General features: G+C 73.2%; 18 protein-coding genes and 2 riboswitches. Of the genes, 10 read left to right on the top strand and 8 right to left on the bottom strand.

Annotation, left to right across the window (positions count from 1 at the left end; genetic code table 11):
* The first annotated feature begins 20 nt into the window (after positions 1-20).
* Genes ACWGKI_RS11985 through ACWGKI_RS11975 form a run of 3 tightly spaced genes read left to right on the top strand, consistent with a single transcriptional unit; the run spans position 21 to position 3,321 of the window.
* Entirely contained in the window at positions 21-1,475 is a 1,455-nt protein-coding gene (locus ACWGKI_RS11985) for a glycosyltransferase (RefSeq protein ID WP_452187205.1), read from the top strand.
* The gene (locus tag ACWGKI_RS11980) at positions 1,462-2,466 is read left to right on the top strand and encodes a glycosyltransferase family 4 protein (RefSeq protein WP_452187203.1); all 1,005 of its coding nucleotides are present in this window, start codon (positions 1,462-1,464) and stop codon (positions 2,464-2,466) included. The genes ACWGKI_RS11985 and ACWGKI_RS11980 overlap by 14 nt, the downstream gene beginning before the upstream one ends.
* 12 nt (positions 2,467-2,478) lie before the next feature.
* Positions 2,479-3,321: an ATP-grasp fold amidoligase family protein gene (locus ACWGKI_RS11975; protein ID WP_452187201.1), complete on the top strand. Its 843-nt coding sequence runs from the start codon at positions 2,479-2,481 to the stop codon at positions 3,319-3,321.
* Here ACWGKI_RS11975 and ACWGKI_RS11970 read toward each other — a convergent pair.
* From ACWGKI_RS11970 to ACWGKI_RS11955, 4 genes are all read right to left on the bottom strand, one after another.
* The gene (locus ACWGKI_RS11970; RefSeq protein WP_452187199.1) at positions 3,311-4,891 is read right to left on the bottom strand and encodes a DUF6270 domain-containing protein; all 1,581 of its coding nucleotides are present in this window, start codon (positions 4,889-4,891) and stop codon (positions 3,311-3,313) included. The genes ACWGKI_RS11975 and ACWGKI_RS11970 overlap by 11 nt on opposite strands.
* Complete coding sequence (gene wecB, locus ACWGKI_RS11965) at positions 4,888-6,030, bottom strand: non-hydrolyzing UDP-N-acetylglucosamine 2-epimerase (protein WP_452187231.1); 1,143 nt, start codon at positions 6,028-6,030, stop codon at positions 4,888-4,890. The genes ACWGKI_RS11970 and wecB overlap by 4 nt, the downstream gene beginning before the upstream one ends.
* Before the next feature lie 61 nt (positions 6,031-6,091).
* Entirely contained in the window at positions 6,092-7,066 is a 975-nt protein-coding gene (locus tag ACWGKI_RS11960) for an ABC transporter ATP-binding protein (RefSeq protein WP_452187197.1), read from the bottom strand.
* Complete coding sequence (locus ACWGKI_RS11955) at positions 7,053-7,886, bottom strand: ABC transporter permease (protein WP_380243231.1); 834 nt, start codon at positions 7,884-7,886, stop codon at positions 7,053-7,055. The genes ACWGKI_RS11960 and ACWGKI_RS11955 overlap by 14 nt, the downstream gene beginning before the upstream one ends.
* A 166-nt stretch (positions 7,887-8,052) precedes the next feature.
* On the opposite strand from ACWGKI_RS11955, the gene ACWGKI_RS11950 reads away from it, so the two are divergent.
* A complete protein-coding gene (locus ACWGKI_RS11950; RefSeq protein WP_452187194.1) occupies positions 8,053-9,366 on the top strand; it encodes a UDP-glucose dehydrogenase family protein in 1,314 nt (437 codons plus the stop codon).
* A gap of 23 nt (positions 9,367-9,389) precedes the next feature.
* Here the strand turns inward: ACWGKI_RS11950 and ACWGKI_RS11945 are convergent, their stop codons facing one another.
* Positions 9,390-11,018, bottom strand: a complete 1,629-nt coding sequence (locus tag ACWGKI_RS11945; protein WP_452187192.1) for a glycosyltransferase family 4 protein — start codon at positions 11,016-11,018, stop codon at positions 9,390-9,392.
* A complete protein-coding gene (locus ACWGKI_RS11940; RefSeq protein WP_452187191.1) occupies positions 11,015-12,322 on the bottom strand; it encodes a glycosyltransferase family 4 protein in 1,308 nt (435 codons plus the stop codon). The genes ACWGKI_RS11945 and ACWGKI_RS11940 overlap by 4 nt, the downstream gene beginning before the upstream one ends.
* A 123-nt stretch (positions 12,323-12,445) precedes the next feature.
* Between ACWGKI_RS11940 and ACWGKI_RS11935 the strand changes: the two genes are divergently transcribed.
* Positions 12,446-13,525, top strand: a complete 1,080-nt coding sequence (locus ACWGKI_RS11935; RefSeq protein WP_452187189.1) for an LCP family protein — start codon at positions 12,446-12,448, stop codon at positions 13,523-13,525.
* A 167-nt stretch (positions 13,526-13,692) separates the two neighbouring features.
* Positions 13,693-15,039, top strand: a complete 1,347-nt coding sequence (locus tag ACWGKI_RS11930) for an MFS transporter (protein ID WP_452187187.1) — start codon at positions 13,693-13,695, stop codon at positions 15,037-15,039.
* Between the two features lie 51 nt (positions 15,040-15,090).
* Here ACWGKI_RS11930 and ACWGKI_RS11925 read toward each other — a convergent pair whose 3' ends face one another.
* Both ACWGKI_RS11925 and serC read right to left on the bottom strand, forming a co-directional pair.
* On the bottom strand, positions 15,091-15,921 hold the full coding sequence (locus ACWGKI_RS11925) for an MHYT domain-containing protein (RefSeq protein ID WP_380243225.1): 831 nt from the start codon (positions 15,919-15,921) through the stop codon (positions 15,091-15,093).
* Between the two features lie 157 nt (positions 15,922-16,078).
* Positions 16,079-17,263, bottom strand: a complete 1,185-nt coding sequence (gene serC, locus ACWGKI_RS11920; protein ID WP_452187185.1) for a phosphoserine transaminase — start codon at positions 17,261-17,263, stop codon at positions 16,079-16,081.
* A gap of 143 nt (positions 17,264-17,406) precedes the next feature.
* On the opposite strand from serC, the gene ACWGKI_RS11915 reads away from it, so the two are divergent.
* From ACWGKI_RS11915 to ACWGKI_RS11900, 4 genes are all read left to right on the top strand, one after another.
* Positions 17,407-18,126: a metal-dependent transcriptional regulator gene (locus tag ACWGKI_RS11915; protein ID WP_380243223.1), complete on the top strand. Its 720-nt coding sequence runs from the start codon at positions 17,407-17,409 to the stop codon at positions 18,124-18,126.
* 114 nt (positions 18,127-18,240) lie between these two features.
* A riboswitch (cyclic di-AMP (ydaO/yuaA leader) is annotated at positions 18,241-18,435 on the top strand.
* A 3-nt stretch (positions 18,436-18,438) separates the two neighbouring features.
* Positions 18,439-19,230 (top strand): C40 family peptidase, encoded by a 792-nt coding sequence (locus ACWGKI_RS11910; RefSeq protein WP_380243222.1) that lies wholly within the window; start codon positions 18,439-18,441, stop codon positions 19,228-19,230.
* A gap of 217 nt (positions 19,231-19,447) precedes the next feature.
* Positions 19,448-19,608: riboswitch (cyclic di-AMP (ydaO/yuaA leader) on the top strand.
* Entirely contained in the window at positions 19,609-20,415 is an 807-nt protein-coding gene (locus tag ACWGKI_RS11905; protein ID WP_380243221.1) for a C40 family peptidase, read from the top strand.
* Between the two features lie 133 nt (positions 20,416-20,548).
* Positions 20,549-21,493 (top strand): universal stress protein, encoded by a 945-nt coding sequence (locus tag ACWGKI_RS11900; RefSeq protein ID WP_380243220.1) that lies wholly within the window; start codon positions 20,549-20,551, stop codon positions 21,491-21,493.
* Positions 21,494-21,540: the final 47 nt, after the last annotated feature.

Below are 21,540 nucleotides of genomic sequence, written 5' to 3'. Positions count from 1 at the left end.
CATCCTCGCCAGGAGCCGGCATGACCCCCGTGGCCGACGTCCTGGCCCACTACCTGGTGGGTCCCGGCGACCAGGTCGACCTGCGGATCGGCGCCTTCCGGGACCACGACGTGGACCGTGCGGCACTCTTCACCATCGAGTTCCGCGACGAGCACCGCGAGGTCGTGGCGCCCGCGGGGGACCTTCCCGTCAACCCCAGGTTCGGACCGTACATCTACCTCCCGGACGGCGAGCAGCCGCTGGCCACGCTGGAGGTGTCGCTCCAGGCGCCGCCCCGGGCCCGCATGATCACCATCCGCGGCCACCAGTGGCGCAAGGGGGTGGCGAACCACGTCACGGAGCTCGAGGTCAGGCGGGCGCCGTCGTCCGCCACGGACCACAGCCTGGAGGACGCGCTCTCGGGCCTGGCGGTCGACGACACCGTCGTCATCATCTACTCCACCGCGCCGCCCGTCGGTCACGAGACGCTGTCCCTGCGCCCCAACCGGCTCGCCCGCGAGTACGCGGCGGCGGGCCATCACGTGATCTTCATGCCGTTCGGAAGTCTCGGCGACTACCCCGAGCAGCCGGACCCCCGCATCCTCCAGGTCGAGGGCAAGCAGCTCTCGGCCCTCTTCACGGCGCTGGCCCACCGCACGGGCCCGAGCACGGTCTTCATCTGTTCGTCCTACCCCGACGTGCGGACGGTGCTCGCCATCGACACCGCGAAGGCGCGCCGGTGGCGCACCGTGTACGAGGTGCGCGACGAGATGGAGGAGTTCAACCGGGTCGGGTACTCGAAGTGGTTCCGGCCGATGCTCGAGTCGCGGGTCGCCCGCGCCGCGGACGACGTCGTGACCGTCAGCCCTCGCCTCGCCGAGAAGATGAACGCCATCTCCGGCAGGACCGACGCGATCGTCGTGCCCAACGGGGTGACGGACGACCTGCTCCGGTCGACCGCCCACCTGCGGACGCTGGACTCCGTCACGGGGAGACCGCGGGACCCGGTGGTCGTCGGGTACATCGGCCATCTCACGCCGAGCTGGTTCGACTGGGAGAGCGTCGTCGACGCGGCGGTCGCCATGCCCGACGTGCGGTTCGAGATCGTGGGGCACGGCATCCCCGACGGCCTGCGGCTGCCGGAGAACGTCGCCGCGCTGGGACCGAGGACGCACGACGAGTGCCGCGCCATCGCCGCGGGCTGGACGGTGGGCATGATCCCGTTCCGTCCGTCGCCCCTCACCACGGCCGTCGACCCGAACAAGCTCTACGAGTACCTGGCGTTCGGCCTGCGGGTCGTGTCCGTGGAGATGGGGTCGGTCACGGAGTCTCCGCTCACCTTCGTCTACCGGCGGAGCGACGAGCTCGCGGAGACGCTGCGGGTCGCCCTGGCGCACCAGGTCGACAAGGCGGACGTCCAGAGCATGGAGCGCTACCTGGCATCGGTGCGGTGGTCTGCCAGGGCAGAGGAGATGAGGCAGCATGTCGGGTTCTGACGCGTCCGTGACGATCTCCGTCTACACGAACTGCTCGCTCGGGGGCATGGCGACGGTGCTCCGCAACCGCGCGCTGGCGGAGCCGGAGACCCGCCACCTGCTCTACTTCTCGAAGGACTCCGGCGGCCGTCCGTCGTTCGCGAACATCCCGCACGTGGACGTCCGCGTCATCGAGAAGGGCCGCCTGATCAACTCGGTGCTCTACGGCGCGGGGCTGTACGACGTGAACGAGATCTCGGTGACGTCGATGCCCAAGATGGCGGAGGCGATCGCGGCGACCGACCTCCGCGAGGCGCTCGTCTACGAGTTCCACACGTCGGACCTGCCGACGATCTCCCGCGAGGTCGGGGAGCTGGCGCTCACCTTCCCGGAGCGGGTGCGGGTCCCCAGCAACTTCGCGGCCGGGCTGGTGCGGAGCGCCATGCAGTCCGCGGGGGTGGACGCCACGATCGAGGTCGTCCCGAACCTCGTGGACCTGTCGACCTTCCAGCGCGGCCGGACGGTCGCGGAGCGTCCGCTCCGGTCCGCGTCCCGCCCCCTGGTCTGGGTGGGCCGGCTGGACAAGGGCAAGAACCCGAACGACTTCGCCCGGATGCTGGCGCAGCTTCCCGAGGAGTTCACGGGGGAGGTGGTCCTCAGCCTGGAGGACGGCCCGGACCGGATCGAGCGCTACCTCGGGATCGCTGGTGACCTCGGTGTGCTCGACCGCCTCCGGTTCCACTCGAACTTCTCCCAGGCCGAGATGGCCAACCTCTATCGATGGGCGGCGCGGCACGGGGGCGCGTTCATCTCGACGTCGCTCGCCGAGTCCTTCGGCTATGCGCTCGTGGAGTCTGCCGCGTGCGGGCTCCCCACGGTGGGCTACGAGGTGGGTCCGCTGGGCGAGCACGACATCTGCGGGGGCGAGCTCGTCCCGGTGGGCAGCATCACCGAGCTGGTGGCGGCGGTGCGGCGGGTCTGTGGGAGCGGCTCCGACCCCGTCCACGTCTGAGGAAGGAGAACCATGGACTACCTGGCACGGATGAGGCGTCGCATCGAGGGCAAGGAGCGCGGCGTCCCGGGCCGGCTCGGGGACAAGCTGGTGGGACGGGAGCTCGCGACGCTGATCGGGGTGCGCTCCGCGACGATCGTCGAGCGACGCACCGGCGTGGGCCTGCCGGACGACCTGTCGTCCCTGCCCACCCGGTTCGTCCTCAAGCCGGTGTTCGGGTCGACGAGCATGGGGGTGCTGCTCCTGGAGCGGGCGGCCGACGGGTTCGTCGACCTGACGACCGGCGCAGGCCTCGCGCCCGAGGACGTCGTCGACGTCCAGAAGAAGGTCGCGGACCACTTCACGAAGGCGCACGACACGGCCGAGTTCCTGGTGGAAGAGCTGCTGGTGTCGCCCGACGGTGAGATCCCTCCCCAGGACGTCAGGTTCTACGCGTTCCAAGGCGAGATCGGCCTGATCCTCAAAGAGGACCACATGCACGAGGTGACCCGGGCCATGTACTTCGGCTCCGACTTCTCGCCGCTGCGCGACGTGCGGTCCAAGTACGGGGTGCACGCCGGGGTGGCGCACATGGAGGAGATCGTCGACGCCGTCGTCCCCGAGCGCGCGGAGGAGCTCCTGTCGGTGGCGCGCCGGATCTCCGTCGCGGTCCCGTCGCCGTTCGCGCGCATCGATCTCCTGCTCGCGACGGGCGGGGTCTACCTGGGCGAGATCACGCTCTACCCGGGCACGTTCTACTACGGCAACCGGAAGCTCATGTCCCCGGGAGAGTCGGAGCGGCTGGGTTCGCTGTGGGAGTCCGCGGAGCGCAGGCTCCTGGGATCGGCAGGGTTCCAGGCCGAGGTCAGCGGTTGATCTCGGCGAGGTGGTCGACGTCCCGCCACGAGGACAGGTCGCGTCCAGTCAAGGACTCGACGTACTCGATGTCCGGTCGGTAGAGCTCGACCAGGATCTGCAGCTCGGCGGGCGAGAAGGGTGCGGCGCTGCGCATCAGGCGCGCGCTGGTGTTCCGGTTGACCGGCGAGGACGAGGCGGCGTCGAGCGCCGGACGCCCCGCCGCCGGCAGGCCGAGCGCGTCGAAGGCCGCGTCGAGGTAGGTCGCCGGGTCGGATGCGAGGTCGTCGTAGAGCAGCACCGAGATGCGGTCCTCCCCGACGGTCGTGGCCCAGTGCCGGTGGAGCTGCCGGTAGAAGCCGACGCCGAGGATCCCGCGCAGGCTCCCCGCCGCGAAGAGGCTCGTGGTCGGCGGGACGGCGCCCATCGCGACCGACTGCCAGTAGGCAGAGATGGCGCGCGAGACGGGGTCACGCAAGGAGAGCAGGTACCGGGTGTCCTCCGGCAGGTGGTCCCGGGCGATCACCGCGCTGTCGTCCCGGCCTCGGCCGAAGGGGCCGTCGGCCACCGGCCAGAAGAAGAGGTGCGAACGCTGCCCGCGCAGGCGGGCTTCCGCCGCGCCGTCGAAGACCCTGGCGTAGGCACGACGTTCGGCCGGGTCGGCGATCTTCTCGGCGCTGGTGAGGACCGTGGCCGCGGTCGACGGCGCGACGAACACGTCGTCATGGTCGTTCAGGCGCTCCTGCAACCACGCCGTGCCGGAGCGGTGGGCGCCGAGGATCAGGAAGTTCGGGCCGTCGGCCAGCCTCCCCGTCGCCGGGGACCGGCGGTCCCGCTCCGAGGAGAGCACCTGGCGCGTGCCGATCGCACCGACGACGAGGTCGGCGAGCCTGCGGTAGACGCCTGCGGCGTAGTGGAACGGCGCGTCGCCCCACGGGTGCTCCGGGCTCGACACCACGTCCTCCGGGTCGAGCGCGACCCGCGTCGCGTCCAGCGCCTGCGCGGCCGCGGCCGCGTAGCGGCCGAACAGCGCGTTCGCCTCCCGCGCTTCCGTGCCGTAGCTGCTCGGGGTGGCCGCCCCGGCCTCGGACCGCTCGGCCCAGGGCACGTCGAGGAGCAGCACCGCAGCGTGCGGCATGTGCTGGCGGACGAGCGCCCCGACCGCGGCGATGCCCTGCACCCAGTACTGGTAGTGCTGCTCGCTGCCGAACGGCAGGTGCTGGGAGCCGGCCGGGAGGTGGTGCTCCGCTCCCGAGCCGACGAGCTCGGTGGAGCGGGTGACCACGGAGCCGTCGGGGAGCACGTACGCGCCGAGGCGCTCGTCGACGAGGTCGACCAGCACGACGTCGGTCTGGTGCGCCGCCTCGGGGACCAGCGTCTGCAGGCTGGACGCGAAGTCCCCCGAGACCATCCGCTGCTGGAAGGGGGAGTCGAGCCGAGGGGGGTCGACCAGGGTGACCGGGCGGGTGTAGGCGCTGAGGGCGGACTGCCGCGCGACGTACTGGACCAGCTCGAACCGGTCGGGGTCGAGGTGCTCGAACGTGTCCCGGGAGACGCACGACCCGTAGACGAAGACGCGATGCCTGCTCATCGTGGCGCGTCGCCCTGCCAGTCCGTGGGCCGAGGACCCCCGTGGAGGAGGTGCTGGATGGCCTCGACCGAACGTGCGGCGCTCGACCCGTCGCCGTACGGGTTGGCCGCGCGGGCCATCGCCTCGTAGGCGTCCTGGTCGCGCAGGAGCGTGCTGACCTCGTCGACGATGCGCTGCTCGTCGGTGCCGATGAGCTTGACGGTGCCCGCCTCCACGGCCTCGGGGCGCTCGGTGTTCTCCCGCATCACGAGCACGGGCTTGCCGAGGCTGGGCGCCTCCTCCTGGACCCCGCCGGAGTCCGTGAGGACCACGCTGGACAGCGCCAGCATGCGCGTGAACTCGCCGTAGGCGAGGGGTTCGGTCACGGTGACGTTGTCGAGCCCCTCGAGCTGCGGCAGCACGGCGTCACGGACCACGGGGTTGCGGTGGGCGGGCAGCACCACGTGGACGTCGGGGAACGCCGTCGCAAGGCGCGCCAGCGCCCGCCCCACGCCTTCCATCGCGCCGCCCCAGTTCTCCCGGCGGTGCGTGGTGACGAGGAGGATGCGGCTGCCGGAGTCCGCGAGGTCCTCCAGCGCGGGGTCGCTGAACGGCGTCTTCTTGTCCACCGTCATGAGCAGCGCATCGATGACGGTGTTGCCGGTGACGAGGATGGCGTCGCCCGGCACCGACTCGTGGCGCAGGTTGGCCTTGCTGGTCGCGGTGGGCGCGAGGTGCAGTGCGGCGACCTGCGAGGTGATCCTGCGGTTCGCCTCCTCGGGGAACGGCGACAGGATGTTTCCGGAGCGGAGCCCCGCCTCGACGTGCGCCACCGGGATGCCGCGGTGGAACGCGGCGAGCGCGGCGGCCGTCGAGGTCGAGGTGTCGCCCTGGACGACGACGGCCGCGGGCTGCTCCGCCGCCAGCACCGGGTCGAGGCGCTCGAGCACGCGGGCCGCGATCTGCGACAGGGACGCGCCGTGCTCGAAGATGTCGAGGTCGTGGTCGGGCGTGATCTCGAAGATCTCGTTGACCTGGTCCAGCATCTCGCGGTGCTGGCCGGTGACCACGGTGACGGAGTCGAGCTCGTCGCTGGCCTCGAGGGCCTTGATGACGGGGGCCACCTTGATGGCTTCCGGGCGGGTGCCGTAGACCGTCATGATGCGGGGCCTGGTGCTTGCCACTCTCACGCCTTTCTCTCGCTGCGACGACGGGACGTCGTCAGCGGCTCCACGGGACCGGCCGAGATCGACGGGCCGGCCCTCCTTCGTCCACCCGGACGATGGTCTGTGTGTGTTCCTGGAACGAGGTCTCGAGGATCTTGTTCGCCTCCTCAGGGCGGTCCTTCGCCTTCGCCCAGGCCCACCTGCGGTAGCGCAGCGCCACGTCCTGCGCGGGGCCGTCGGCCACCAGCCGGCCGTGATGCAGCCAGAGGGCCCGTGTGCAGGTCTCCTCGATGGTCTGGGCCGCGTGGGACACCAGGAACACGGTCCCGGCGCCGTCGCGCAGCCGTTGCATCCGTGCCTCGCTCCGTTCCTTGAAGGCCGCGTCGCCGGTCGCGAGCGCTTCGTCGATGAGCAGGATGTGCGGGTCGGCCGCCGTGGCGATCGCGAAGCGCAGCCGGGCGCCCATGCCGGAGGAGTACGACCGCATCGGCAGGTAGATCGACCTGCCCAGGCCGGCGAGCTCCGTGACCTCGGGGACGGCGGCCTCGGCCTGCGCGGGCGTGAGCCCCATGGCGAGGCAGCCGAGGCGGATGTTCTCCTCGCCGGACAGGTCGGGCACGAGGGCGGCGCTCACGCCGATGAGGAGCGGGGTGCTCGTGGCGAGGACACGACCCTTGCCGGGGCTCTCCAGCCCCGCGATGAGGCGCAGCAGCGTGCTCTTGCCGGAGCCGTTCTCCCCGACCAGGCCGACCTGCTCGCCCGACCGGGCCACGAGCGAGACGCCCGACAGGGCGCGTACCCGCACCTGGGGCTCGTTGCCCAGCACGGCGCGCGCGGCCCGGACGACCGGACGGGCGCGGCGTGCGCGCTCGGCGACGTCCGTGGACGGCACCCGGTAGGAGACGCTGACGTCCTGCACGGCGACCGTGGCCGGAGCGAGAGCGGTGCCGCCGCGCCCGGACACGGCAGGACCGGAGAGGGGGCGGGCCGGCACGGTGCGGTCAGACACGGTGCGGTCAGACACGGCCATAGGAGTCCTCCGCCTGCCAGAACACGAGAAAGCCGACGACGAGGGTCCCGACGGCCCAGGCGCCCAGCCCGAGCCAGGTCGACAGCCCCGGGACGACGCCGTACAGGAGGGTGTCGCGTGCCGCGTCGATCACCAGGAACATGGGGTTGGCCTGCATGACCCCGACGACCTGCGGGTAGCTCTCGAACCGGTCGATCGAGAAGAACACGGCGGACCCGTAGAGCCAGAACCGCATGAGGACGCCGATGAGCTGGTTGAGGTCGGGCAGGGCCGCGGCGACGCGGGCCAGGAGCAGCGACAGGCCGGTCACGAAGACGACCTGGAGCACCAGGACCGCGGGGAACAGCGCGGCCGCCGGGGACCAGTCCTCGGCCTCGGGCAGCACCAGCAGCAGGAGGAACATGGCCGCGAGGGTCGGGACCAGGGTGAGGACGCCCCTCAGGACCACCGAGACGGGGAGTGCCGCGCGCGGAAAGCTGAAGGCACGGACGAGGTTGCGCCCGCCGGCGACGGAACGTGCCGCACCGGTGACGCACGTCGTCGTGAACTGGAAGAGGAAGACGCCGATGATGAGGTACCCGACGAAGTTCTCGATGCCGGCCCGGGCTTCGAGCACCACCCCGAAGATCACATAGAAAGCGAGCCCGTTGAGAATGGGGTTGACGATCAGCCACGCCTGCCCGAGCAGGGTCTCTCGGGTGCCGCTGGCGACCTTCGCCCGTGCCTCTGCCCACAGAAAGTGCCGCCGGTCCCAGAGCTCTGCGACGTACGCCGCCACGGGTGGTCGAGCACCGACCGGGAAGAGTCGTTCCGTCGACACGACCTCCACGGTGGACCTGAGCGGTGCGGAGCTTTCTTCGTCCAGGTCATCGGCGCGCGTCGCGCCCTTCGAATATTCAGCCTCGTGCGCCATCGCCCCGCATCCTAGGGTGCATAAGAGCACTATGACGCGTTGGCATCTGTCGCTCTGAAAGAGAGGATGGAATATGAAAATATCGGTTGTCGGACTGGGGTACTTGGGTGCCGTTCACGCCGCGAGCATGGCGAAGCTGGGGCACGAGGTCGTGGGTGTCGACGTCGACGTCGACCGGGTGGACGCGCTCGCCGCGGGCAAGGCTCCGTTCTTCGAGCCCGGGCTCGACGACCTGCTGACCGAGGTCACGGAGACGGGCCGGCTCACCGTGTCCGCGGACCTGGCCGACGCGGCGGGTGCGCACGTGCACTTCGTGTGCGTCGGGACGCCGCAGCGCCGCGACGGCCCGGCGGCCGACCTCACCGCCGTCGACGGCGCCTTCACCGACCTGCTGGCGCACCTCGCGCCCGGTGCCGTCGTCGTCGGGAAGTCCACCGTCCCGGTGGGGACGGCGCAGCGCCTCGCGGACCAGGTGGCGGCCGCACGACCGGACGCCGTGCTCGCGTGGAACCCGGAGTTCCTCCGCGAGGGGTTCGCCGTGCAGGACACGCTGCGCCCCGACCGGCTCGTCTACGGCGTCGCCGACGGCGCGGCCGGGGAGCGCGCGGCGGCCGCGCTGGACGACGTCTACGCCGCGCTGCTGGCCGACGGTGTGCCGCGCATCGTCACCGACTACCCGACGGCCGAGCTGGTCAAGGTCGCGGCCAACTCGTTCCTCGCCACGAAGATCTCGTTCATCAACGCGATGGCCGAGCTGTGCGAGGTCGCGGGCGGTGACGTGGCGCGGCTCGCCGACGCGATCGGGTACGACGCCCGCATCGGACGTCGCTTCCTCAACGCCGGTCTCGGCTTCGGCGGGGGCTGCCTGCCCAAGGACATCCGGGCCTTCCGGGCCCGCGCCGACGAGCTCGGCGCGGGCGACGCCGTGGCGTTCCTCGGCGAGGTGGACGCGATCAACACCCGGCGGCGGGCGCGCATGGTCGACCTCGCCGTGGAGGTCCTCGGCGGGATGGTCGAGAGTGCCGAGGTCACGGTGCTGGGCGCCGCCTTCAAGCCGGACAGCGACGACGTGCGCGACTCGCCCGCCCTCGACGTCGCGGCCCGCCTGGCCGAGCTGGGCGCGGTCGTCACCGTGCACGACCCGCAGGCCATCGACAACGCCCGCGCCAAGCAGCCCGGCCTGCGCTACGAGCGGGACCTGGAGGCGGCCCTCGCCGGCGCCGACGCGCTGCTCGTCCTCACCGAGTGGAAGCAGTACCGCGACCTCGACCCGGAGCGGGTGGGCACGCTCGTCGCGCAGCGCACCGTGCTCGACGGGCGCAACGCGCTGAGCCGCACCGCCTGGACGGAGGCGGGCTGGCAGTACCGCGCCCTGGGGCGCCGCTGACGCTCCGCGCCGTCGGGCCCCGCTCAGCCGCGGGCGACCGCGAGGGCGGCGTAGACGTCGGCATACCGGCGCACGACCCGCTCCCACGTCCGCCCGGCGGCGACCTGCCGCCCCGCGTCGACGAGGGCGGCACGGTGCGTGTCGTCGGTCAGCACCCGGCCGACGGCGTCCCCCCACGCGGCCACGTCGCCCGGGTCGACGAGGACGCCCGCGGGGGAACCGCCGCCGGGTCCCGCCGGCTCGAGCGGCGAGAGCACCTCCGCGAGGGCGGGCAGGTCGCTGGCGACGACGGGCCGGCCGAGCGCCATCGCCTCGACCGGCTTGAGCGGGGTCACGACGCGGGTGACGCGGTCGGGACGCCGGGGCACGAGGACGACGTCGAGCGCGGCGAGGTAGGTGCGGGCGACGTCGCGGGGCACGCGGCCCGGCAGCAGGGCGTGCTCGCCCAGCCCGAGCTCGGCGGCGAGGCGTAGCAGCCGCGGCCGGTCGACGCCGTCGCCCACGACGAGCGCCGCCACGTCGACGCCGCGCGAGCGCAGCAGCGCGACGGTGCGCAGCACGGTGTCCAGGCCCTCGTAGCCCACGACGCTGGTCACGGCCCCGACGACGAACGGCGCGGTCCGGAGCCCGAGCACGGCGCGGGCCTGCGCCGACGCGGGCGCGGGGCCGAGCAGGGCGGCGTCCACGGCGTTCGGCACCACGGTGACGCGCGCCGCGGGGACGCCGCGGGCCACGAGCTCGTCGCGCATCGTGGCGGACAGGGTGACGACCTGGTCGGCGGCGAGCGCCAGCTCCGTCTCCTTGGCGCGCAGCAGCGCGAACCGCTCCGAGGAGGCGGCTCGCTCGCGCGCCTCGGGCGTGGGGTGCGACGCGGCCCAGGTCTCCTCGGGCAGGCCGCGCACCTCGTACACCCAGGGCAGGCCGAGGCGTGCCGCGGCAGCGCGCGCGGCCTCGCCGGTCGTCCAGGGCGTCGTCGCGTGCACGACGGCGGGCTGCGCGGTCTCGAGCGCACGCACCAGCAGCTCGACGCCGTCGCGCGCCCGTCGCCCGTGGTCCGAGGGCAGCGTGCGGGGCACCAGACGGCCGTACCGGACGCCGTCCACGACGTCCGTGCCGCGCGCGCCCAGGGCGCCGACCGTCAGCGGGTAGCCCGCCCGTGTGGTCGCGGTGACGTGGTGTCCTGCGGCACGCTGCGCCGTGAGGACGGCGTGGGTGCGCAGCGTGTACCCGCTCTGCGTGTGCGGCAGCGAGTTGGTGAGGTGGTGGTGCACGGCCGGGGGCGCGGACGGCCGCACCGGCGCGACGGGCGTGGGCTCGGGGCCGCGAGCAGGTCGCGGCGGGGTGACCGCCTCCAGCAGCGCGACCTGACCGAGGAGCGCCGCCCGCACCCGACGCCCCGCACGCGTGGACGGGGCGGCCCCGCGCACGGCGGCGACGTCCCCGGCCTGCCACGCGGCACGCAGCCGCCCCGCCTCGCCCGAGGTCCCGTCGCCCAGGACGCGTTCCACCCAGGGCACGACGACGGCGCTCACGCGCGGGGACGTGCGGCGTGCGGCCTGCAGCACCAGCCACGCCGGGTCGGTGGCCAGCGCGCCACCGACGAACGACGCGGCCAGCCGGGCGTCGCGGGCCAGCGCGCGCAGCCGGCTCAACGGGTGCCCGCCGTCGTGGGGGTGAGCTCGCGCAGCAGCTCCACGTACCGCTGGGCGAGCGCGTCGTCGTCGGCGTTGCGCGCCACCCACCGCGCGGCGCCCGGGTCCGCGCCGGGCACCTGGCCGGTCGCCGCCCAGCCCGACCACAGGGCGGTGAGCCCGTCCACGTCACCGGGCGCCACGACCGTCCCCGCGCCGGACCGCCGCACCAGCGCCGCCGCCTCGCCCGCGACGCACGCCGTCGCGTACGCGCCGGAGGCCATCACCTCGTACAGCTTGGACGGGACGGTCCACTCCAGCGGCTTCCAGTCGCGCAACGACACGACGACGGTGTCCGCCCAGGCGTAGTAGCGGCGCACGTCGTCCGGTGGCACCGCGCCGACGAAGGTCACCGGTGCGTCGATCTCGGCCGCGAGCTCCGCCAGGAACGGCAGGCGCGCCCCGGTGCCGAGGATCCGCACGTCGAGCGGGAGCCCGCGCCGCGCGACCCGCGCGGCGGCCCGCACCACCGACTGCAGGTCCTGGGCACGACCCACGGTGCCGGCGTAGACGGCACGCAGCGGGCGGTCCGGCGGCAGGCTCGCGTCGCCGTGGACGGGCACGTCGTCCGCGGTCAGCGGCCGGAAGGAGGTGCCGTTGCGCACCACGGCCACGCGGGGCACACCCCGTTCGCGGAGGACCTCGGAGAACGCCTCGGTCGTCGTGACGACGGCGTCGGCGCGGGCCTGCAGGCGTGTCACCGCGCGGTGCACGAGGGCGCGCACGCCCGCCAGCAGCCGGGCGGGCAGGGGTCGGTGGGTGTCCAGGACGCCGCTGGGCTCGATGAGGTCGGGCCAGGCGTCGCGCATCTCGATGACGAGCCGGGCGCGGAACAGCCGGGCCAGCAGCCACGCCGCGACCATCGACGGGATGCCGGGCACCGTGCCGACCACGACGTCGGGCCGCTCGGCGGGTCGCCGCAGGTGCCGCACCCCGAGCGCGACGGCGCTCGCCGCCGCCACCGTCTGGTCGAGGGTGCGGGAGACCAGGTCGGCGCCGTGGGGCCGGAACCTGGTGCGGACCACCAGCTCGCCGTGCCGACCGCGGGAGACCGCGCCGGGCCGGTATGCGTTCTGGTCGTCCTGCAGCCGCCCGGTCGGGTGGTGCGGGGGCGGGGCGAGGACGGCGACGTCGACCCCGGCGGCGAGGAGCCGCGGCGTCAGGGTGTCCCAGCGGCGTTGCGGCGCACCGTGCTCGGGCGGGTAGTGGTGCGTGACGAGCAGCATCCGGGGGCGCTGCGACGGCGTCGCCGTGGTGCCGCGCATCGTCCTGCCTCCTCGTGTCGCCGTCGCACCGCGGGCCATGCGGTGCACGGGGCGGGCGCCTCGGCCGGAACCGGCACAAAACGGCACCCACGGTCGTTCGCCCGGATCCTAGGATCCCCCACTGTGAGCAGAGCGCCCGTCGACCCCCCGCCCGCCTCGACGGACCCCTCCTCGCGTCGTCACGGGCGCGCCGGGGCCCGCGGCACCCGACGCGCGCTCGCCGTCCTCGGGGCGCTGGTGCTGCTCCTGGCCGCCGGCAGCCTCGGGGCGGCCTGGTGGTTCCAGCACCGGCTCGACGCCAACATCGAGCGGCTGGGCGACCCGTTCGCGGCGATCGGGGACGGTCCCGACCGCGAGGACGCGGCGGCGCAGACCGAGGCCGTCAACCTTCTCGTGCTCGGCTCGGACAGCCGCATCTCCGCCGGCGACCCGGAACGGTGGGAGGAGGGCGCGCAGCGCACCGACGCGATCATGCTGGTGCACCTGCCCGCCGACCGGGAGAGCGCGCAGGTGATCTCCGTCCCGCGCGACTCGTGGGTGGAGGTCCCCGGGCACGGCGAGGCCAAGATCAACGCGGCGTTCTCCTACGGCGGCCCCTCGTTGCTGATCCAGACCGTGCAGGACCTCACCGGCGTGCCGGTCGACCACTTCCTGGTCACGGACTTCGACTCGTTCACCGCGATGACCGACGCCCTCGGCGGCGTGCGCATCCGCGTGCCGGAGGACATCGGCGACGGGGACCAGGTGTTCTTCACCGAGGGCGTCCACACCATGACCGGCGAGGAGGCGCTCGCGTACACCCGCCAGCGGCACGGCCTCGTGAACGGCGACCTCGGGCGCGTGCAGCGCCAGCAGAACTGGATGCGCGCCATCCTCGCGAAGGTCAACAACCACCGGAACGACGTCGGCACGATGACGTCGTTCCTGACCACGGTGAGCAGGTCGGTCGCGGCGGACGACGGCTTCACCGTCGACCGCATGCGCGAGCTCTTCCTGAGCGCCCGGGGGCTGAGCACCCACGACGTCACCTTCCTCACCGCGCCGAGCTCGGGCACCGGGCGCAGCGCGAACGGCCAGTCGATCGTCGTGCTCGACCGCGAGCGGTTCGACCCGCTGATGAAGGCCGTCGCGAGGGACCGGGCGGCGGCGTACGTGGACCAGCACGCCGACGACCTCGACATCCTTCCCGCCACCGTCCGGTAGCCGGCCGCGACCCGGGAAGGGTGCGGGGCGCAGGATGCGTGGCGCGAGTCACCGCCGAGCAGGGAATAGAACGATTCGATACCCTGTTGCCCAGGTCGACTACCCGACCCAGGAGTAAGGAGATCCGTGGCCCCCGCGAGCGACGCGACCGTCGGGGGGCCTGCCTGATGAGTGCCACCTTCTCGTCCCTCAAGTACACGAACTACCGCATCTGGTTCGCCGCCGCCCTCGTCGCCAACGTCGGCACGTGGATGCAGCGCATCGCGCAGGACTGGATCGTCCTCACCGACCTCAGCGACAACTCCGGGATCGCGGTCGGCCTCACCACGGCGCTCCAGTTCCTCCCGTTCCTCCTGCTGTCCCCGTGGGCCGGCGTGCTCGCCGACCGGCTGCCGCGCCGACGCCTCCTCATGGCCACCCAGGGAGGCATGGGCGTGCTCGCCCTCGGCCTCGGCGTGCTCGTGCTGTCCGGCCGGGCCGAGCTGTGGCACGTCTACGTGTTCGCCCTCCTGCTCGGCGTCGTGTCCGCGCTGGACAACCCTGCGCGCCAGACCTTCGTCGCCGACATGGTGCCCGCCGACAAGCTGCCCAACGCCGTCGGGCTGAACAGCGCGTCGTTCAACGCCGCCCGGCTGATCGGCCCGGGCGTGGCCGGCCTGCTCATCGCGGCCGTCGGCGCCGGCTGGGTCTTCCTCATCAACGGTGTCACCTTCGGCGCCACGATCGCGGCGCTCGCGCTGATGCGCGTCCGGGAGCTGCGCCCGCAGCCCGCACCCCGCCGGGCCAAGGGCCAGATCCGCGAGGGCGTGGCGTACGTGCGCCGACGCTCCGACATCGTGGTGATCATGGTCGTGATGTTCGTCGTCTCGACGTTCGGCCTGAACTTCCAGCTGACGTCGGCGCTCATGGCGCGCGTCGAGTTCGGCCGAGGCGCGGGGGAGTACGGCATCCTCGGCTCGGTGCTGGCGATCGGCTCGCTCGCGGGGGCGCTGCTCGCCGCACGGCGGGACCGCCCGCGCGTGCGGCTCGTCATCGGGTCGGCGTTCGCGTTCGCGCTCTCGACCGCGGTGCTCGGGCTCATGCCGACCTACGCGTCGTTCGTCGTGGCGTGCATCCCCGTGGGGCTCGCGTCGCTCACGATGATGACGGCGGCGAACAGCGCGCTGCAGGTCTCCACCGACCCCGCCATGCGCGGACGCGTCATCGCGCTCTACGTGATGATCTTCCAGGGCGCGACGCCGATCGGGTCGCCGCTCGTCGGGTGGATCGGCGAGGCGTGGGGTCCCCGCTGGTCCATCCTCGTCGGCTCGATCGCGACCTTCCTGGTGGCGTCGGGCGCGACGGTGTGGGCCGTGCGCCGGTGGCACCTGCGCGTCCGCTACCGCGTGCGCACCCGCCCGCACCTCGAGGTGGTCTACCTCGACCGCGAGGCGCTGCAGGGGGCCACGACCCGCGACGGCGTGCGTCGCGAGCTCAGCCGGGCGGACGCCGAGCGGCTCCCGACCACGGCCTGACCGCGTGCCGCGCGGTCGGCTGCCTGGTGGGTGGCGCGGTCGGTGGCGCGGTCAGCGCGGGAGCGTGTCCCGTCGCGTGGCGTGCCGGGTGGCCCGGTCGGCGGCGGCCTGGTCGCGGCGGCGCAGGCGGGCCTCGAACTCCTGCTGGTCGCGCATCTCCTCCTCCGTGGGCCACATGAGGACGACGAAGACGAGCGCGACGGTCAGGGCCGCGATCCCGAGGATGAGCGGCCCGAGCAGGTCGACGGCGGTCGTGCCGCTCGTGGGGACGCCCGGCGTCCCCGTGATGGTCAGTGCGGCCATGCCCGTGTAGTGCATGCCGCTGACGGCGACGCCCATGATGAGCGCGGCCCCGAGGGTCGCGCTCCTGCCGCGCACGTTGACCGCCAGCCACAGGGCGGCGGTGGCTGCGACGATCGCGATGAGGACGGACAGCCCGACCACCGGCAGCGAGAACTCCTTGTGGCCCGTCATGCGCATGGCGGCGATGCCCATGTAGTGCATCGCGGCGACGCCGAGCCCCGCGACGATGCCGCCGGAGACCAGCCACAGGGGGCGGTCGCCGGCGAAGCCGACGATGAACAGCCCGATCGCGACGACGACCACGGCGACGAGGGCGCTGAGGATCGTCTGCGGCACGTCGTAGTTGATCGGCATGTCCGTCACGGTGAAGCCGAGCATGGCGATGAAGTGCATCACCCAGACGCCCGTGCCGCCGATGGCGAGGGAGCCGACGAGGAGCCAGACGGCGCGCGACTTGGCGTCGGTCGCCGCCCGGGCGCGGGACGTGGCCGACAGGCCCGTGGCTGCGCCCAGGCAGGACGCGACGTACGCGAGCACCGGGGTGACGATCCCGTAGGTGAAATGGTGCATCTCCGGCATGTGGGGCCTCCCGGCATCCTCGCCCGAACAGGACGAGGCGGCACGTTATCAGCCCGTGATCTGATGGGTGAAACGTGCCGCCTGACCTGGGACGATGCTGCCCTCCTCGGGAGGGACCTCGGGCGGGCCGGTGCGGGTCGCCGGGAGCCCGGGCGGGTCAGCCCAGGTGCTCCACCACGTGGTCGACGCACGCCGTGAGGGCGCGCACGTCGTCCGGCTCGACGGCGGGGAAGACGCCCACGCGCAGCTGGTTGCGGCCGAGCTTGCGGTAGGGGAACACGTCGACGACACCGTTCTCGCGGAGCGTGCGCACGACGGCCGTCGCGTCGATCGCGCCGTCCAGGTCGATCGTGGCGACGACGGTCGAACGCTCGGCCGGGTCGGCCACGAACGGCGACGCCCACTCGCGCGCGCCCGCCCAGTCGTACAGGACGCCGGCCGACTCGGCGCAGCGCGCGCTCGACCAGGCGAGACCGCCCTGCTCGAGGAGCCACTCGACCTGGTCCGCCAGGAGCACGAGGGTGGCGACGGCAGGCGTGTTGAGGGTCTGGTCCAGGCGCGAGTTCGCGAGGGCGGTCGTCAGGGAGAGGAACTCTGGCACCCAGCGGCCCGTGCCGGTCCCGGCCGTCGCCTCGACCCGCTCGGCCCGCTCGACGGCGGCGGGGGAGCAGACGGCCAGCCAGAGGCCGCCGTCCGCCGCGAACACCTTCTGCGGGCCGAAGTAGTAGACGTCGGTGTCGGCGACGTCGACCGGCAGCGCACCCGCGCCCGAGGTCGCGTCCACCAGCAGCAGCGCGCCGTCGGCCCGCGCGTCCTGCACCTGGCGCACCGGCGCCATCGCGCCCGTCGACGTCTCGTTGTGCGGGGTCGCGTAGACGTCCACGCCGTCCGACCGTCGCAGGTGGGCCACCGTGCCGGGCTCGGCCTGCACGACGTCGGGGTCGGCCAGGAAGGGCGCCCGTGTCGTGGCCGAGGCGAACTTGCCGCCGAACTCGCCGAAGACGGCGTGCTGCGCGCGCCGCTCGACGAGGCACGCGGCGGCGACGTCCCAGAAGGCGGAGGAGCCGCCGTTGCCCAGCGCCACCTCGTACCCGTCCGGGAGTGTGAACAGCTCCCCGAGGCCCTGTCGCACACGGCGCACCAGGTCCTTGACGGGGGCCTGCCGGTGCGACGTCCCCAGCACGGGGGCGGCCGGGTCGCCGGCCGCGGCCAGGGCGGCGACCTGCGCGGCGCGGACCTTGGACGGGCCGGAGCCGAACCGTCCGTCGCCCGGCAGGAGCGAGGGCGGGATGACGAGGGTCGGCTGGTTCGGCACGGTCGGCACGGTCGGCGCGGCGGGCATGGTGTCTCCGGTTCCGGGCAGGGGAGCGGTCGTCGGTGGGGCAGGGCAGGATGGCGCCGGGGGTGCGCGCGACGGCGCCGCGCGACCCCGCCTGCGTCCACGCGTGCGAATAGACTAGGCCGCGCCGAAAGACGGGAGTGGACGTGACCGACCTGATCGACACGACGGAGATGTACCTCAAGACGATCTACGAGCTCGGTGAGGAGGGCATCCCGCCGCTCCGCGCCCGGATCGCGGAGCGCCTGGGGCACTCCGGCCCCACCGTGTCGCAGACGGTCGCGCGGATGGAACGGGACGGGCTCGTCGTCGTGACGGGCGACCGGCACCTCGAGCTCACCGACGCCGGGCAGGCCAAGGCGACCCGCGTGATGCGCAAGCACCGCCTCGCGGAACGGCTGCTCACCGACGTGATCAAGCTCGACTGGGAGCACGTGCACACCGAGGCGTGCCGCTGGGAGCACGTGATGAGCGACCTCGTGGAGAAGCGGCTCGTCACCCTGCTCGACCACCCGCACGCCGACCCGTACGGCAACCCGATCCCGGGGCTGTCGGAGCTCGGCGAGCAGTACCAGGACGTCCCGTTCCTCGAGGGCGTGCAGTCGCTGCCCACCGTGCTCGCCGCGGCGCGGCTGGCCGGTGGTGGCGACGGCGGGGACAAGGAGCTGGTCCTCCAGCGCATCGCCGAGCCGCTCCAGGTGGACATCGAGCTGCTGGCACGGCTCGCCGAGTCGGGGATCGTGCCCGGGGCGCAGATCACGGCCCGGGCGTCCGGCGACGAGGTCACGGTCGAGGTCGAGGGGTCCGGCGTCGTGCTGGACCTGCCGGAGGAGCTGGCGCGCCACCTCTTCGTCGCGAGCCGCTGACCAGCACAGGGACGTCCGTGCGCGGCCGGTGCGCCAGATCGTGACCGCAGCGTGACATCGCCCGGGGTCTTCCGGTACGGTCGGGGTCGCTCGCCGGTGCTCATCCGGGGAGCGCTCGACCGGACGCCGAATCCTGCCACCGGGCGAGCTCCACGGACATCCGCACGGCAGGAGCGGGGGACCCACTTCGGGCGTCGGTGACGACGTCCTTGGGGTGAAGCCGGACGGGCCTGGTGACGGGCGCGGACGGCCGGGTGTTTCTCCCACCCGAACCCGACAGCTGACCTCGCAGGCGACAGGAGAGGTAGACACGTGACCGCACGCACGAGCAACGGCCGGCACCGCGCCGCCCGTCGTCCGATCGCCATCGCCCCGACCGGTGCCGCCGGTCGCCGCGCGGCCGTGGTCGCCGCCGCCGGTGGCCTCCTGGTCTCGACCTTCGCCAGCGCGGGTGCCGCGCAGGCCGCCCCGGTCGACACGGACGCCGCCCAGAAGCTCAGCACCGTCGACCTCGGTGCCCTGACCGACCAGGCACGCCAGGCCCTCGAGGCCGCGCCGGTCGTCACCGTCGACGCCAAGGCGAAGGTCGACGTCGAGAAGGTCACCGCGAAGATCGCGGCCGGCGCCGAGATCACGCCGGCGCCCGAGCCGGAGCCCGAGCCCGTCGTCGAGCAGGTCGCGACCACGACGGACGACTCCGCCCGCTCGACCGACACCGTCTCCCGCTCCGAGGAGCGCACGGCCGTCGAGACCGCCGCCCCGGCGTCGGCCAACGGTTCGGCCGTGGTCTCCATCGCGATGCGCTACCTGGGCGTCCCGTACGTCTCGGGCGGCAGCAGCCCGTCCGGCTTCGACTGCTCGGGCCTGACCCAGTACGTCTACGCCCAGGTCGGCATCAACCTCCCGCGCACCTCCTCCGCGCAGCGCTACGCGGGCACCGTCGTCTCCGCCTCGGCCGCGCAGCCGGGCGACCTCATCTGGACGCCGGGCCACGTCGCGATCTACGCCGGCGACGGCATGCAGATCGACGCCCCGAAGCCGGGCGACGTCGTGAAGTACCGCGCGATCTGGCAGTCGAACCCCACCTTCATCCGCGTCGGCTGAGTCCGTCCGACACGTCACGACGACGCCCCGTCACGCCTCGCGTGACGGGGCGTCGTCATGTCTCGGGGAACCGGTTCGACCTGGGCCGACGCGGGTCTCCGGACCCCGCTCCGAGGCCCTGTGATCGAAACGTGACATTGCCGTCCCGGTCCGCTACGGTGTCACCCAGTCGGCGGTCGTCCGCCGATTCTCGACCGGAACGCCGAGCCCTGCCGCCGGTCGAGTACCGCAACCTCCTGGCAGGGGCGGGGGACCCAATTTCGGGCATCGGATCACGGTGTCCTTGGGGTGAAGTCGCACGGACCTTGTCCACGCGGCCGGGTGTTTCTCCCACCCGAACCCGACAGCTGACCTCGTAGGCGACAGGAGAGGGAACACGTGAACGCACGCACCACGCGCGCCCGGCACCGTGCCGCGCGCCGTCCGCTCGGTGGCTTGGTCCAGAGCGTCAGCTCGACGACCACGGGTCGCCGCGCCGCCGTCGTCGCCGCCGCCGGCGGCCTGCTCGTCTCGACCTTCGCCAGCGCGGGTGCCGCGCAGGCGGCCCCGGTCGACCACGACGCCTCGAAGAAGCTCAGCACGGTCGACCTCGGCGCCCTGAGCGACCAGGCGCGCGAGGCCCTGGAGGCGGCGCCGGTCGTCACCGTCCAGGCCAAGGCGAAGGTCGACGTCGAGACGCTCAGCAAGAAGGCCATCTCGTCCGCGAAGATCACCCCGGCCCCCGAGCCCGAGCCCGAGCCGGAGCCGGCGCCCGTCGTCGAGACCCGCACGGAGACCGTCTCGCGCAGCACGGAGCGCACGGAGGTCCCGACCGAGGCCGTGGCGCCGTCGAGCTCCTCGGTCGGCGCCCAGGTCGTCTCGATCGCGCACCGCTACATCGGCACCCCGTACGTCGTGGGCGGTTCGACGCCGTCCGGGTTCGACTGCTCGGGTCTCGTCAGCTACGTGTACGCGCAGGTCGGTGTCAGCCTTCCGCACCAGTCCAGCGCCATCCGCTACGCGTCGAACGTCTCGGTCGTCTCCGCGTCCGAGGCGCAGCCGGGCGACCTCATCTGGTCCCCGGGTCACATCGCGATCTACATCGGCGGCGGTCAGCAGATCGACGCCTCGCGTCCCGACGGCTGGGACACGCGCATCCGCGACATCTGGCAGTCCAGCCCGGTGTTCCTGCGCGTCCAGGCCTGACGCACCGCAGCGGCGCCCCGGTACCTCGGTACCGGGGCGCTTTGCTGTGCCTTGCGGCTGCCTTTCGCTACTCTTGAACCAGACGCCCTCGACGACGAGGGCGGGCTCCTCGCCAGCGGACAGGAGGCGCAAGATGACACGGCCTGAGGTCGTCCTGGTAGGTGTCGACGGGTCTGCAGCGAGCCTGCACGCTCTCGACTGGGCCGCCGCGTATGCGCGGCGCGTGGGGTGGGGGCTGCACGTGGTCTGTTCCTACTCGCTGCCGTCGTTCACCGCGGCGTCGCTCGACGGCGGGTACGCAGCGCTGGACGACACCGCGATCCAGGAGGGAGCCAAGGCGGTCCTGGCCGAGGCGGAGGAACGCGTGGCCGCCGCCGGGGTGCCCGTGCAGGGCACGGTCGCGACGGGCGACGCGGCGGGGGTGCTCGTCGAGATGTCCCGAGAGCACGCGCTCGCCGTGGTGGGCACGCGCGGCAAGGGCGGCTTCACGGAGCGGCTCCTCGGCACCGTCTCGTCGGCGCTGCCCGCGCACGCCCACTGCCCGACCGTCGTCGTGCCGTACCGGGGCTCCGACGGCGGGACGGAGGTGACCGAACGTCGCGACGGCGACGTCGTGCGCGAGGTCCGGCGCATCGTGGTGGGGGTCGACGGCTCGCCCTCGGCCGAGGTCGCGCTGAAGCACGCCGTCGCGCAGGCGAAGGCCTGGGACGCGGAGCTCGTGGCGGTCGCCGGTGTCCCCCTCGGCGGGGGTGCGGGCATCCTGGCGTGGCTCCCGTCGCAGATCGACCACGAGACCGTGCTCGCCGACGTGAAGGCCGGCCTGGACGTCATGGTCGACCGCGCCGAGGCCGCCAACCCGGGCGTCACGATCAAGCGGCACGTGCTCGACGGCACCGGCGCAGAGCTCCTCACGGAGTTCTCCACCGGAGCCGACCTCGTCGTCGTCGGCTCCCGGGGCCGCGGCGGCTTCCGCGGCCTGCTGCTCGGCTCCACCAGCCAGGCGGTGCTGCACCACTCCGCCTGCCCGGTGCTCGTCGTGACGCGCAAGTGCGACGAGGAGCTCAGCCAAGCCGCCTGACAGGGCGTTGTGGGTACGAAAACGGCGGGAATTCCTGACGGAATTCC

The organism is Isoptericola sp. NPDC055881 (assembly GCF_053615895.1).
Note: the sequence above shows the minus strand (reverse complement) of the source record. Positions and strands in the feature narration are given on the sequence as shown.